At 68.0% G+C, this 16019-nt stretch carries 1 protein-coding gene; it reads left to right on the forward strand.

Going from position 1 to position 16019, the window contains the following annotated elements:
* A partial coding sequence (locus tag Q1M07_RS05705) for a putative Ig domain-containing protein (protein WP_300451935.1) occupies positions 1-16019 on the forward strand: 16019 nt, incomplete at both ends.

A 16019-nucleotide genomic window follows, 5' to 3' on the forward strand; every position in this document is an offset into this window, starting at 1 on the left:
GACTGGGTAACGAACAGCCAGAGCACGGGCTGGAGTCAATGGGAGTCGCTCAAGCAGGATCTTTCTCCTACAGACAAGGGAGTGTTCGGCACGCTGGCTGAGCTTGCAAACATCAGCCACCTCCATTTCACCGGCCAATCCCTTGGCGGTGCCTTGGCGCAGTATGCGGCGTATGAGTACGTCAGGCGAGAATCGGCGTCACTAGGCGAAGATGAGGAGCCGGGCCGGTTTGACAAATCGACGGTGACCCTCACGACATTCAATGGGCTTGGCGCGAAGTGGGGCCTTTCGGCCAATGGGGGATATGACGAAACAGTTCTTGCCGGTATCGGTTCCGCCACCCATTACGTCGTAGCCAACGACCTGGTTCCCCGGCTGGGCGGCGGGCATCTTGGCGCCGACGGCGACATCGTCTATCTTGACTGGAAGTACTTGGCGGGCGAATCGGTCGGTCTTCCGTTGGACGTTGTCGATGCCCACCGTATCGAAACCGCGTTCTACACCCACCTTGACGCCGCGGCCAGTCAGTTGGCGGGAACAGCAGTCAATGAACGCCGGCTGACCGTCGCCAATCGGGACGAAACCAGGACATCGCCTTTCCTGCTCGACGTTCCGGGCGCCGTGCAACTGGCGGGCGCCTTCGGCCACTTCCTCAACGACGAAAAGCTCTCCGGCCCCGAAGCCCTGTTTCGCCTGATTGCCGGCCTTTCTGGCGCCAATCTCCTGTCCAATCCGAACGACCTCGACGCCGTCGTGCAAGCCGCCTTCGAAGCGCAGCACCGGGCCGGCAAGATGAGCGACGTCACCTACGGCGTCCTCAGCCAACTCAACATCGGCTGGCTCGGCAAGGCGGTGGTCTTCAACAAGGTGGGCTTGAGTCTGACGGTGGGCGCCATGCTCGGGGCCGCGATCGTGCAGACGGTCGGCCAGATCGGCAGCACGCTCGCTTCCGCCTTCAACTGGCTGGGGCGGACCTTTGGCTTTACTGGCACGCCGACGGCGCCCGCGGAAGTCACCAGCCAGGACGACATGGCGCTGCGCCTGCAGACCGAACTGCTGTCCGGCCAGATTCCGGAAGCCGACAAGATCCTCAAGGAACCGTCCGATCGCGAAGCACTCGACAAAATTCGCGCCTATTTGTCAGGCGACGACGCCTACACCTCTGCCCAGGCGATCGTGTTGGCGGCGGGCGGGGCATGGGTCGAAGCCGGGCTCCTGTCGATGGCCAAGCAAATCACCCGCGCGCCGGATTACGCGGCGCTCTCGGCACGACAAAAAGCCACCGTGCTGGCCGAGGCCATCCGTGCCTACCAGTTCTCCCTGCTGGACAGTGCGCGAGGAAGCCAAGAGCTGCAAGACAAGATCACCTCGGAAATCAAGCACTTCAGCCGGGCCGACCTGGCCCAGGCGATCGCCGCGATCCACCCCGACTTTCTCGATCAGCCCGGTGGCGACTGGTCGTTGCAACTGGAGGCTGGACGGAGCTACGAGGACAGGAAGGGCGCGACAGACAGCTTTCTCTCATTACTCCAGGATCTCGCCGAAACGGCCCTCCGCTTCCTCTCCAGCGAGGCGCAGGCGGCCGAAGTCGCCGAGGACTATCAACGGGTACAGGCCGACATTCGGCAGATGGCCCAAACCCTCATCCTCACCCCCGAAAAGAGTAACCCCTTCGCCCCCGGCGCCGCCCCCGACCCCGACGCGGTGGCGAGTGGCGAGACGCGCGAAGGCCGGGCGAGCAGTTTCACGCTGTATCTGCCCTACGCCGCCGGCGACGAAGGGCAGAAGGTCAAGCTGACGCTCGCCGGCGGCAGCACGGAAGCCTTCACCGTCCTCGCCGACGGCAAGGTGATCGACCTGGGCGGCGATGGTCGGTTCGAACTGACCGTCGCCGCCGGCGAGCGGCAGACCGCTTTCGCCCTGTGGGCGGCAGACGACGTCGATGGCGATCAAGCGCTCAGCCTGAAAGCGCAGCTCGTCGACGCCGAAGGTCAGCCGACGCACGCCGAGCACGCCGAACTCACGCTCACCCTCGACGCCGAAGACGAACCCGAACCCCCCGAGATGCCCCCCGCCACCCAGACGCTCGTCGGCGATCTCGAGCCGATCGACTTCGATCCGGGAACCGACGGCGTTCAGGTGCGCTACGACTATCTGGGCAATCTCCAGACCGATCCGGCACGCCCGGCGCCCGAACGCCCCGACACGCTGTACGACAGCTTCGAGGCCGATTTCATCGCCACTGCCGGCGGTGACGATCTCGTCGTTCGCAAGCGTGGTGGCGACGACATCGTCGAACTCGGCGAAGGGGATGACGATTTGGAGACCGTGCTGGGAAGCGGTCGTGTTCAGGCCAAGGGAGGGAGCGGCCGCGACTACCTCGGTGGAGGGCCGGACAACGACATCCTGCAAGGCAACGAAGGAGCCGACGACCTCTATGGCGCGGGTGGCGACGACATCCTCTACGGCGATGCCCCAGGCGAAGCCGCCGAGTTCATTCGCACCGGCGCCACCCAGAGCGGCTCGGGCGAAACGGGCGACATGGTCGATACCGAAGGCGGCAACGACCAGGTGTTCACTGGCGCGGGCAACGACGCCATCGCCACCGGAGGCGATGATGACCTTATCGCCTCCGGTGGCGGCGACGACTGGATCTGGAGTGACGGAAATCTTTGGTCCTACGAGCCCTGGCGCGAGTGGGCGATTAGCGAGAAAGCGGAAGCCACAGGCAGCGGTACGGTTTACTCGTATGAGATCAAGGCGAATGGCTATCAAGTCGGGGCTGGATCAGGAAGCGACAGGGTTTATGCCGGCGCCGGGAACGACGTGGTGTTCTCGGCAAACGACGACGATTTCCTCCTGCTCGAAGACGGCGACGATCGCGCCTGGGGCGGTAGCGGCGCCGATTTCCTGGTCGGCGGGGGCGGCCGGGACTTCCTGGTCGGCGATGGCCGTGCCGACGAAACGGGCGACGACACCCTCGACGGCGGCGACGAGGATGACGTTCTGTTCGGAGGCGCCGGAGAAGACGTGCTGCTCGGGGGAGCCGGGAACGACCACCTGTGGGGAGACGGTGGCAGCGGCTTCGCCCTGGGCGCGTGGACCGTGACCCGTCAGATCAAGGAAAAGGCGGGCATCACCTACTACGACGCGGCGTTCGAGAGCGCCAACTATTTCGTCGAAGCGGGAGAAAACGACCTGCTCTTTGGCGGTACCGGCGACGACTGGCTGTTCGGCAATGCCGGTAGCGACCTGCTCGACGGCGGTGCCGGCGACGACGTCGGCTTTGGCGATAGTGGCGACGACGAACTCGTCGGCGGCGAGGGGAACGACATTCTGTCGGGCGACAGCGTCGCCGATCCCGAGGATCCGGACGGCGACGCCTCCGGCCGCTGGCACGGAGACGACTTCCTCGATGGCGGGAAAGGCGATGACAAGCTCTGGGGTAACGGCGGCGACGATATCCTGATCGGCGGCGACGGTAACGACCTCCTCGGCGGCGACGACGCCAAAACCCCTGGCGAATACCATGGTCAGGATGTCGTCGACGGCGGCGCCGGCGACGATAGGCTATGGGGTGGCGGCGAGGATGACGAACTCCTGGGCGGCAGCGGTAACGACGCCCTCGACGGCGAAGCTGGCGACGACCGTCTCGCCGGCGGTAGCGGCGACGACAAGCTGGTCGGTGGCGAAGGCCAGGACAGCCTCACCGGGGGCGGCGGTACGGATTTCCTCGACGGCGGTGCCGGCGACGACCGCTTCCTCTTCGCCAACGGCGACAGCCCGTTGAATGCGCTGGGCCAGAGCGAGACCGTCGACGACTCGGCGGGCCGCAACACGGTCGTCTTCGGCGGCGCGACGCTCGACCGGATCAATCTGCGCGTCGGCGACGACAGTTCCTATCTCGTGATCGACGCCGGCGGCGGCGACCAGATCCTGGTCCAGGGCGGCGTCGACGGCACGGTGGCGACCTATGAGTTCGCCGATGGCGAGCGCCTGGACTATCGCGAACTGCTGGGCCGCCGGGCCGCGGGCTCCTGGTATCGTTCCGGGGCGGGCGAGGTCTCGGCGATCGGCGGCCTGGGCGACGACACCCTCGAGGCGCCCGACGGCGGCACGGTCGTCTCGGGTGGCCGCGGCGACGACCGCGTCGTCAGCGGCGGCGGCGGCAACACTTTTCTCTACAGTCTCGGCGACGGCTTCGACCTCATCATCGAGACCAGCAAAGCGTCCGGCTTTCTGGCCGCCAACACCCTGCGCTTTGGCGCCTGCATCCGCCCGGCCGACATCGTGCTGCGGCTCGGCTCGCTGATCCTCCAGGTCGGCGACGACCCGGCCAGCGGCGTCCACCTCGCCGGCGTCGATCCCGAGTATCTCCTCGACCAGCCGCCGATCGACCGTTTCGAATTCGCCGACGGCACGGTCCTGACGTATGAGCAACTCCTGGCGCGCGGCTTCGATCTCGCCGGCAGCGACGGCGACGACGCCGTGCGCGGCACCAGCGTCGACGACCGGATCAGCGGCGGCCCCGGCAACGACGAACTCATCGGTGGCACCGGCAGCGACACCTACCGCTACCAGCCCGGCGACGGTATCGACCGGATTCGCGAGGGCCTGGCCGCTGACGGCGAGCACGACGTCCTGCAGCTTGGCGCCGGCCTGGTGGCCGGCGGATTCGACATCACCCGCGACTACCACGATCTGCGTCTGAGCTTTGCCGACGGCGGCGAAGTGCTCCTGCCGGGCCAGCTCGATGGCGGCGGGCAGGGAATCGAACAGCTCGCTTTCGCCGACGGAACGGTGTGGAGCGCCGACGAACTGGCGGCCGCGGCGAGCTTCGTCGAGCCCGAGCCCAGGTTGTTCTTCGGCACCGACGGCTCCGACGATCCCTTGACCGATGGCGATGGCCCGGACACGGTGTGGGGACTGTTCGGCAACGACCGGATCGTCGCCGACCGCGGCAGCGACCAGTTGTTCGGCGCTTACGACTACGACGCCCCCTGGGCGGGCGACGAGCTTTACGGCGAGGACGCCGGCCGGCTGTTTGCCGACGACGACGAAATTTTCGGCGGCGCCGGCGACGACTGGATCGACGGCGGCTTTCGCGCCGACCGCGACCACTTCCACGGCGGCGACGGCAACGATACCTACGTCTTCCGGCGTGGTTCCGGCAACGATACGGTTCATGAATACAACGAAATCGGCAACAGCGATCGGGTCTGGCTCGAATCGCTGCGTCCGGAGCAGGTGCGCTTTCGGCGCCAGGGCGACGACCTGCGCCTCGAAATCGTCGACGCCGACGACACGCTGACGATTGCCAATTTCTTTGTTGACGAGACGGCGGTCATCGAGCGATTCATCTTTACCGAAAATTACGCCATCGTCGCCGAGTGGACGGTCGACGACGTCCGCCGGAGCGCGCTGATCGGGGGCGCCGGCGACGACGTGCTGTCGGGAACGGCCGCCGACGACACGCTGGCCGGGCGCGGCGGCGACGACGCGCTCGACGGCGGCGACGGCAGCGATACCTACGAGTTCGCGCGCGGCGATGGGCGGGATACGCTGTTCGACAGCGGCGCCAGCGGCATCGACCGCATCCGTCTGGGCGCCGGAATCGCCCCCTCGGACCTCGCCGTCACGCGCACGGAAAACGATCTGCTACTGATCCTGCGCGACAGCGGCGAACGACTGACGATTACCGGCTGGTACGGCGCCGACGGTCCGACGATCGAAGCCGTCGACTTCGCCGACGGAACGACCTGGAGCGCCGCCGACCTCGAAAGCCTGGCCGCGACACCGGCGGCGGCCGGCGAAGGGGCCGACTTCCTCGCCGGAACGGCGGCTGGCGAGGCGCTGTCCGGTCTGGGCGGCAACGATGAACTGTATGGTCTGGCGGGCGACGACACGCTCGATGGCGGGGCCGGCGACGATCTGCTGGCCGGCGGCAGCGGCGACGACAGTTACCGCTACGCGCCGGGCGACGGTGCCGACCGGATCGACGATGGCGGCGCCGACGATCACGATGTTCTCGAACTGGCGGCCGGGATCGGGCCGGACGACGTGCGGGTGACGCGCAACGCCAGCGATCTCTTCCTGTTCCTGCCCGATGGCGGCCGTCTCACGGTTGCCGGAGCTTACCGTTCCGAAGCCAACCGGCTGGCGGCGGTGCGCTTTGCCGACGGCGGCGAATGGCTGGCCGACGACCTTGCGCGGCTGGCGGCGCAGCCGAGCGACAGCGCCGACTACCTGGTGGGCAGCGAGGCGGATGACGTGCTGCACGCGCTGGCCGGCGACGACGAACTGCAGGCCGGGGACGGCAACGACGAACTCGCGGGCGGGCCGGGCAACGATGCGCTCGACGGCGGCGCCGGCGACGATGTCTATCTGTTCCAGGCCGGCGACGGCGCCGACCGGATAAGCGATGCGGCGGGCACCGACACGCTCCGTTTCGGGGCCGGCATGCGGCCGGAAGACTGGCAGATCTTCGCCGACGAGAGTACCGGCGAAATCCTTTTGCAGCGCCATGGCAGCGGCGACCGCCTGCACATACCGGCGAGCTTTCGCGAGCCCTGGGGCGGCGCGGTGGTGAAACCGGTGCTCGAACACGTCGAATTCGCCGACGGAACGGTGTGGAGCGGCAGAGATTTCGCGACCTATGCCATGCCGCTGCCGAGCAGCGGCCCGGACCACCTCGTCGGGTCGCCGCGCGCGGAGATTCTCGATGGCCTGGGCGGCGGCGACGAGGCCGCCGGCGGCGCCGGCGACGACCGCTACGTGTTCCGGCCGGGGTACGGAACGCTGACCATCCGGGATGAAGACTCCCGGGCAGGAAACGTCGATACCGTCCTGTTCGGTGAAGGTCTGTCGCCGGCCGACGTCATCGTTCGTGCCGAGTCGCCCGACCTGATCGTCGAATTCGGCGGCGGCACCGATCGGCTGCGCGTCCGGGGATTTTTCGACCACTCGCCGGATGGCGAGAAGTATCGCGTCGAACGCTTCGAATTTGCCGATGGCACGGTGTGGGGAGCCGAGGATGTCGAGGCGCGCCTGCGGGTGTCGCCGGGGACGAACGCCGGCGAGATCATCATCGGTTCCGGCCGGGCCGACGAGATCTTCGGACTGGCCGGCTACGATGAACTGTACGGCGGCGACGGCGACGATCGGCTCGATGGCGGCACCGGCAGTGACCGTCTTTTCGGCGGCGGCGGCGACGACACGCTGAGCAGCGGGGAATCGGACGCCGCGGACCGCGACTCCGAGTGGCGATTCGATCAGGGGTGGGATTTCGTCGGCTATTCCTTCGACCGGATGGCCGGTGGCGCGGGCAACGACAGCTATCTGATCGACGCCGGCAGCGGTTACGACCTGATCGACGACAGCGAAGGCAGCAATCGCATCGTTCTCGGCGAGGGGCTGTCGGCCGAAAACGTGATCGTCTCGGCAGGGACATTCCCCGGGCATGTCGGACAGACGAGGATCGACTTTGGTCCCGGCGCCGTGTATCTCGATCCGGGAACCCGCATCGAGCGGATCGAGTCGGCCGACGGCGTGGTCGTCACGGCCGACGACTTGCCGGCTTATTTCGAGAGATCGATCACCGGCAGCGCCGTCGCGGACGACATCAGCGGGACGCGCGGGCCGGACGAGATTCGGGGCGAAGGAGGCACCGATCGAATTCACGGTGGCGGCGGGCGGGACAGCCTCGAAGGCGGCGAAGGCCTCGACCTGATTTTCGGGGATTCGGGCAACGATACGCTGCGCGACGCCGACGGGGACAACCTTCTCTTCGGAGGGGACGGGAACGACAGCCTTGTCGGACGTGGCTATCTTTCCGGAGGCGCCGGAGACGACAGGCTGGAAGGCGACGGGATCCTGGACGGCGGCGCCGGCGACGACGCCTATCAGGTCCATGAAGCCGGCACCGTCGTCTTCGGGCCAGGCAGTGGTCGAGATGTCGTGCTCAATGGCCACGTCACTTCGGCGAACTACGTGCTCCGTGTCCGCGCGCAACCGGCGGAGGTGGAACTGATCGGCGGCGCACTGGATGGCATCGCCCACCCGCTGGTGCTGCGGATTCCCGCTTCCGGCGACGAGCTTTCCGGAATCGGCGGTGCGGCAGGCATCGTCTTTTCCGACGGCACGATCTGGTCCCGGGCCGAAATCCTGGCCCACGCCCGCCGGCCGGAACAGTTTGTCTCCGCTGGCAACGACGTTCTGCTCGGCAGCGAGGCTGCGGACGTGCTTGCCGCTCAGGCGGGCGACGACCGGCTGGCCGGCGGACCGGGCAACGATGTGCTCGATGGCGGCGACGGGAACGACATTTTGCGCGCCGGTTCGGGTGACGATCTGCTGGACGGCGGCGAAGGAAGCGACCAGCTTGCTGGTGGCGATGGCGACGACACGATCCATGGTGGCGCCGGTGGCGACACGCTTGACGGCGAGGCCGGTCATGACCGGCTGTTCGGCGGCGCCGGCAACGACACCCTGCGCGCCGGCGCCGGCGACGATCTGCTCGACGGCGGCGCCGATAACGATCTCTACCAGGTGGCGGGCGGGACCAACACCATCCGCTTCGGCCGCGGGTCGGCGGTGGATCAGGTGACCTGGTTGCCTGGAGCGGCAACCCCGGCACGGCTGCTGATCGAACTGAGCGGCGATCTGCGCCCCGACGAGGTGCTCCTGGAGAGTGATTCGGGCAACCTGCGCGTCTCGATCCGGGACACTTCCGATGCCTTGATCGTCGACTCCTGGTTCCGGTCGGGGCCGCTCGGTCGACAACTCGAATTGCACTTTGCCGACGGCAGCGTGTGGACGAATGCCGAGGTGCTGGCCAAAGCGGTTCCGCGCAACCCCGCGGTCGGCGATTTCCGGGACGACGTGCTGACCGGTGAGGCTGGCAACGACCAACTGTCCGGCCTGGGTGGCGACGACACGCTCGACGGCCGGCAAGGCGACGACGCGCTCGACGGCGGCGAAGGTGAGGACGGACTGCTTGGTGGCCCCGGCAACGACAGCCTGGGCGGCGGAATCGGCGACGACGACCTGCGCGGTGGCGACGGTAACGACAGCCTTGCCGGCGGCCCTGGCAGCGACGTCCTCGATGGCGGTGCCGGCAACGACCGGCTCGACGCGGGGGAAGGCGGCTCGGGCGGCACCCCGGATCGGTCGGCGGACAGCGTCGTTTTCGGCTACGGCAGCGGTGCCGACCTGCTGATCGGCGGCGACGAGCGGGACGTGATCCAACTGTCGGCCGGCGTCCACGCCGGCGATCTCCGGATCGCGGTGGAAGCCAGCGATCTGCTCATTCGCCTGAATGGCAGCGATGATTCGCTGCGCCTGCGCGGCTGGGCGTCGTCGAGCCGTCGGCCGACGATCGTTCGCCTGTCCGACGGCAGCCAACTCGATCTGGGCGAGCCGCCGGCGGGCGTCACGATCGGCGGCGACGGCGCCGACGTGATCAGCGAGAGCGAAGCCAGTCCGTTCGACGACCGCCTCTACGGCCAGGGTGGCGACGATACGCTGCACGGCGGGATGGGGGACGATGTGCTGATCGGCGGTGCGGGTTCGGATTTTCTCGCCGGAGGAGCCGGCGCCGACCTGCTCGACGGCGGCCAGGGCAACGACAGCTATCATTTTGCAGACGACAACGACACGCTCGTTTTCGGCTTTGCTTCCGGCAGCGACAGCTTCTATGAAAATGCCGACGATTCCGGAATGTTGCACCGGGCGCCAGCGACGGTTCGCTTCGCCGACGACGTGACGCCCGACGACGTCGAGATCGTCATCGACAGCTTGTCGGCAAGGCATGGGAGGATGTCGATCCGCCTCGAGGGGTCCACGGCCAGGCTGGACGGCTTCCTGATCCGGGTGGACCCGGAAAGCGGACCCCGCGTCGCCAGCCGATTCGTTTTTGGCGACGGAACGACGATCGGCGGCGGCGACGTTTTCGAGCAATGGTTGCGCACCAGGCCGTCGGACGGCAATGACGCTTTGATCGGGCGTGCGGCAGCGGAGACGATCGACGCCGGCCGGGGCGACGACGCGGTGCACGCGGGCGCCGGCGATGACCGTCTGTCCGGCGGCAGTGGCAACGACGTCCTCGACGGCGGGAGCGGCAACGACCGGGTCGAAGGTAACGGCGGCAACGATCAGCTCGCCGGCGGCAGCGGCGACGACGTTCTCGACGGCGGTTCCGGCAACGACGCCCTGCGCGGTGACGCCGGTGCCGACCTCTATCGCTTCGACGAGGGTTTCGGTTCGGACAGGATTCTCGGCCTCGGGGAGTCGAGTGTCGACGATGCCATCGAATTCGGCCCGGGCATCCGTCCGGAAGAGATCACGATCCGCTTGTCCCCCGCATCGCGGTCGTCTCTGCTGCTCGGGACAACGCTTCCGGGCAGCGAGATCTGGCTCGAAAACGGCTGGCTGCCCGGAAATGGCGAGGTCGGCAGCCGGCTGGCGCTGAAGGAAATCCGCTTTGCCGACGGCACGCGGTGGACGTCGGCCGATGTCGCCGCCCGACTGCAACCGGCAAGCGAGAGTGACGATCGGCTGTCGGGCAGCGACGCCGGCGACCACCTTTCCGGCCTGGGCGGCAACGACAGTCTGTTCGGCGCCGAAGGCGACGACGCGTTGTCCGGCGGCAACGGCAACGACCGCCTCGAAGGCGGCGCCGGTCTCGACATTCTGTCGGGGGACGACGGCGACGACACGCTGGCCGGGGGGAGCGGCAGCGACCGGCTGTTCGGCGGCGCGGGCAACGACTTGCTGGTCGGCGGCGACGGCGGCGACGTCTATCGCTTCGAACGCGGCGGCGGGCAGGATCTGCTGGCGGATTTCGGCGCCGACATCAAAGAGGTCGATACGCTGCACTTCGGAGCGGGGATCGCGCTGGCCGACGTGACGCACCGGGTCGTCGATGGGCAGTTGGTGCTCGACGTCGCCGGCGGCGAAGATCGCGTGACGATCGTCGCCTACGATCAGCCGGGCTTCGGGATCGATCGCCTGCGCTTCGCCGACGGGACGGTGATCGACCCGCTCACCTGGAGCGAGCGGAAGCGCGACGTCGCGTTGAACGCCGGCGCGGGCGAGCAGGTGTTGGCGCGCGGCGCGCGGCTGGACACGCTGCTCCTCGGCACCGGGCTGTCGCCCTCGTCGATGGCGTTGCGCCGGGAGGGAGCCGACCTGGTGGTCGCCGGCGCCGCCGAGTCGATGCGCTTGAGCGGCTGGTTCGACGATCCGGCGACCCAGCCGGTGTTGCAGATGCGTTTCGCGGACGGTGCCTTGTGGGACGCGGCCGAAATGTCGCGCCGGGCATCGACGCAGGCCGGCACGGCGGCGGACGATCGCTTGTCGCCAGCGGCGCTGGTCAGGGCTTTCCCGCTTCGCCTCGACGGCGGCGACGGCGACGACCGGATCACCGGCGGCGATGCCGACGACGAACTGATCGGTGGCCGCGGCGACGACCGCCTGGCTGGCGGTTTCGGTGCGGACGTGCTGATCGGCAGCGATGGCGACGATGTCTATGAAGTAGACGATGCCGACACGGTGATCGAGCTGGCCGACGGCGGCAGCGATACGATCCGCATGGCGGTGACGGAAAACGTCGTCCTCGCGGGCGAGATCGAGAATTTTGAGGCTCTCGGCAGCGCAGCGGTCGCGCTGACCGGCAATGCCCGGGACAACCGGCTCGTCGGCACCAGCGGCGTCAATCGTCTCGACGGCGGCGACGGCGACGACCTGCTCGATGGCGGCGGCGCCGCCGACACGCTGATCGGCGGCCGCGGTAATGATATTTTCGTCGTCGACGACGCGGCCGATACGATCGTCGAACGGGCCGGTGAAGGAGTCGATACGGTGCGTTCGTCGCTGAGCTACGCCCTTGCGGCGGACAGCCAGCTCGAAAACGTCGAACTCCTGGGAACGGCGAACCTCAACGCCGCCGGCGACGGCGGCGACAATGTCCTGCTCGGCAACGCCGGCCAAAACCTGTTGCGCGGCTTCGCCGGCGACGACACGCTCGACGGCGGCGCTGCCGCGGACGTGCTGCAGGGTGGTGCTGGCGACGACCTCTACCGGGTCGACGAGGCGGCGGACCGGATCGACGAATCGGCCGGCGAAGGGCACGACCGCGTTCTGGCGTCAGCAAGTTTCGAGCTTCCCGCCGAGGTCGAGGATCTGGCGCTGGTCGGCGAGCACGATCTCGATGCCTCGGGCAACGCCGGAAACAACGCGCTCACCGGCAACGCCGGGGCGAATACGCTGCGCGGCGGCGAAGGCGACGATGTGCTCGACGGCCAGGGTGGCAACGATGTCCTGATCGGCGGCGCGGGCGCCGATACCTACCGTTTCGGAAGAGGGCACGGACACGATCGGATCAGCGACGGCGATTCCTCGTCCGCGGCCGACGCGCTCGAATTCGCCGCCGGGATCGCTCCGACCGATCTGCTGCTGCGGCGCACGGGCGACGATCTCGTGCTGTCCCTGCGCGATTCGCCGGATCGCTTGACGGTGCAAGGCTACTGGACGGCAGCCGGGGCGCTGGCGACGATCCGCTTCGCCGACGGAACGCAGTGGGACGAAAGCGAGGTGACGGCACGGGCGATGGCGTCGGTCAACACGCTGCCGCTGGTCGTGGCGGCTCCCGGACATCAGGTGGCCGATGTCGGCGGCCGCTTCGTCCTCGGCACAGCGGCCGTGTTCGCCGACGCCGACGCCGGCGACCGTCTGCTGCCGACGGCGACGCAACTCGACGGCGATCCGCTGCCGACCTGGCTGCGCTTCGATGCGGCCTCCTGGACCTTCAGCGGTCAGCCGCGTGACGGCGACGTCGGGACACTGGCCATCCGCTTGACCGCCAGCGACAGCGCCAACGCGTCCGTTTCGACCAGTTTCGAGCTGACGGTTCGCAACCCGAACGACACCTCGCCGGTGGTCGCCGAAGCGCTGGCGGACCTTACCGTGTCGCAAGGCGAGAGGCTGGCGCTCGCCGTTCCCGCGACGACCTTCGGCGACGCCGATGTCGGCGACTACCTGAGCTTGTCGGCCAGCCTGGCCAACGGCGACGCCTTGCCGCGCTGGCTGGTCTTCAATCCGGCGACGGCCAGTTTTTCAGGCGTTGCGGGCCGCAACGACGTCGGTGTGTGGAGCATCGCCGTTGCCGCCAGGGACCGCCACGGCCGCGTGGCGACCGACGTTTTCGACCTCACGGTGGCCGACACCAACGACGCGCCGCGCGTCCATCGCCTGGTGAGCGACGTCGTTCTCTGGCAGGGGCAGCCGATCGACCTCGCGCTGCCCGCGGACCTCTTCGTCGATGCCGAGGGCGACGCGTTCTCGACCGCGGTTCGCCTGGCCGACGGCCGTCCGCTGCCGGACTGGCTGGCGTGGGACGCGACCGCGCGGCGTCTCGTCGGCCACACGCCGGCCGCTTCGGTCGGCGTGACGACGGTGAGAATCTCGGCCACCGACGCCCACGGTGCGGTCTCGAAACAAGACTTCGACATCGTGGTCGGCAATGTCAATGATGCCCCGGTGGCGACTCATTCGCTGCCGCTGACGACGCTCGAGGAAGGCGATCTGGCGCGCATCGCTCTGCCGGCCGACCTGTTCGTCGATCCGGACAAGGGTGACGATCTGACGTACTCGATGTCGGTCGTTTCGCGCCCCGAGCACGCCACCTCGTCTTTCCGCTTGGTCGAGCCCGACGGCGCGTGGACGCTGGAATCCGTCGTGAACACCAACGCCCCGGGGACGAGGTTCGCCTATAGCGGGCTGACGCCAGGCGACGCGAGCAAGCAGGGTGGACTCGACTACTGGGATATCGGCGCCTGGACTTTCCGTCTGACGGCGACCGACCGGCTCGGTCTGCAAGCCAGTACCGAAGTGTCGCTGGTCGTCGATCCGGCCGGCGTCAATCATCTGCCGGTGCCCGGCTCCGGGCCGGTCGGCGGGCAGGTATGGCGGGGCCTTTGGCAGTGGAGCCAGGCCGGGCTGGAGAACCTGGTCGTTTCGATGGCTGACGACATCGCGGTGAAGCTTCCTGATTTCCACGACGTCGATGGCGACGATCTGAGCTTTTCGGTGGTCGCGGCCAATCCGGAGGATCGCCTGCAGTGGCGTTACGACGCGGCAACGAATTCACTGCGTTACGTGGGCACGGGCGCGCCGCCGCGCCGAGCCGCCTTCCACGTCATCGCGGACGATGGCCGGGGCGGGTCGTCGTTCGTCGTCGAGGAGGTGATCGCCAACCGGCCGCCCGAGCTCGGCTACCCCGCAATCGTCGTGCGAGAGGATCAGGAAACGACGATTCGACTGCCCGCCGATGCCGTTTCCGATCCCGACGGCGACGCAGTCCGGCTGAGCGACGCCGAATTGAGGTCTTACAACCCGTTGACGGGTAACGATGACGTGTGGGCCACGTTCGATTCGGCCACCCGGCAGATTCGTCTGCGTCCGGGGAATTTTTCGGTCGGGACGCACGACTTGCCGATCCATGTCTATGACTCCTTCCGCAACCTTCGCTCCGAGGAGCCCGATGGCGAATCCGGTCGCTGGGTCTCGGATGTGCAAACCCTTCGGATCACCGTTGTCAACGAATACGATGCGCCCATCCTGCGCGTCCCGCTGGCCGACCTGACCGTCGAGGAAGACCGCGCGCTTTCTCTTGCCACGGCAAACGCCTTCCTGGCGCTCGATCCCGGTCAGACGCTGGCCTACGCCGCGACGCTGGCCAACGGTTCACCCTTGCCGTCGTGGCTCGCGTTCGACTCGACGAGCGGCGTCCTGAGCGGGACACCGGGCGCCGACGAGATCGGAAACTATACGATTCGCGTCGTCGCCAGCGACGGACTGGGCGGCACGGCGGTGGACGAATTCGCCTTGTCGGTAACCCTGGCGCCGGGCAACCATGCGCCGCGCTTGGCCAACCCCGTGGTCGACCAGGTCTACCGGCAGAAGCAGGAGTTCAGCTTCCCCTTGCCGCGGGATACCTTCGTCGATACGGATGGCGACGCGCTGACGTATTCGGCATCGCTGGAAAACGGCAGCCCGTTGCCGGCCTGGATTCAGTTCGACGCCGCGACGCTGACCTTCAGCGGAGAAGTTCCCGAGGGCCAGCGCGCACCGACCGAAATCCGGCTGACCGCGACAGACGGCCACGGGGCGAGCGCCATCGACACCTTTTCGCTCGGCATCGACGAGGCGTCGGCGCCACCGCTGCTGGTGACCGCCGCCGCCGACCAGGTGGCGGTCGAGGACAGCGCATTCGTTTACGTGCTGCCCGAAAACGAATTCCGCGACGACACCCCGAGCGGACCGCTGGCGCTGACCGCCACGCTGGCCAACGGGGAGGGTCTGCCCGGCTGGCTGCATTTCGATCCGGCCGCGCGGCGGTTTTCGGGTACGCCCGACAACTCGGACATCGGGAGCCTCGAGATTCGGGTGAGCGCGACGGAACCCGACGGCGGCGCGGCGGCCGACGTGTTCGCCGTCACCGTCCTCAACAGCAACGATGCGCCGGTGGTCGACAGCGCGCCGGAAGCCCTGCGCGCCAGCGAAGATTCGCCTTTCGAGTTCACCTTGCCGGCCAACGTCTTCCGCGACGTCGATCCCGGCGACGCTCTGACCCTGAGCGCCCATCTGGAGAACGGCGACCCTTTGCCGTCGTGGCTCGCGTTCGATGCGCGTGCCGGGCGTTTCAGCGGAACGCCCGCCAACGGCGACGTCGGAGACTGGCGGCTGCGCTTGACGGCGACCGATCTGGCTGGCGCCGCGGCGACGACCTCGATGACCTTGAACGTGGCCAACGTCAATGACGCTCCGGAGGTCGGCTTCACCCTGGCCGGTCAGCGAGCGACGCAAGGAGAAGCGTTTGCCCTGACCCTGCCGCCCGATACCTTCTCCGACGTCGACGCGGGCGATGCCCTGACTTTCGCCGCGACGCGCGAAGACGGCGGCTCCTTGCCGGCCTGGCTGTCGTTCGATGCCACGACGCGGACGTTTTCCGGAACGCCGGCCAA

Origin of the sequence: Accumulibacter sp. (genome assembly GCF_029255285.1) — a bacterium.
Lineage (GTDB): Bacteria > Pseudomonadota > Gammaproteobacteria > Burkholderiales > Rhodocyclaceae > Accumulibacter.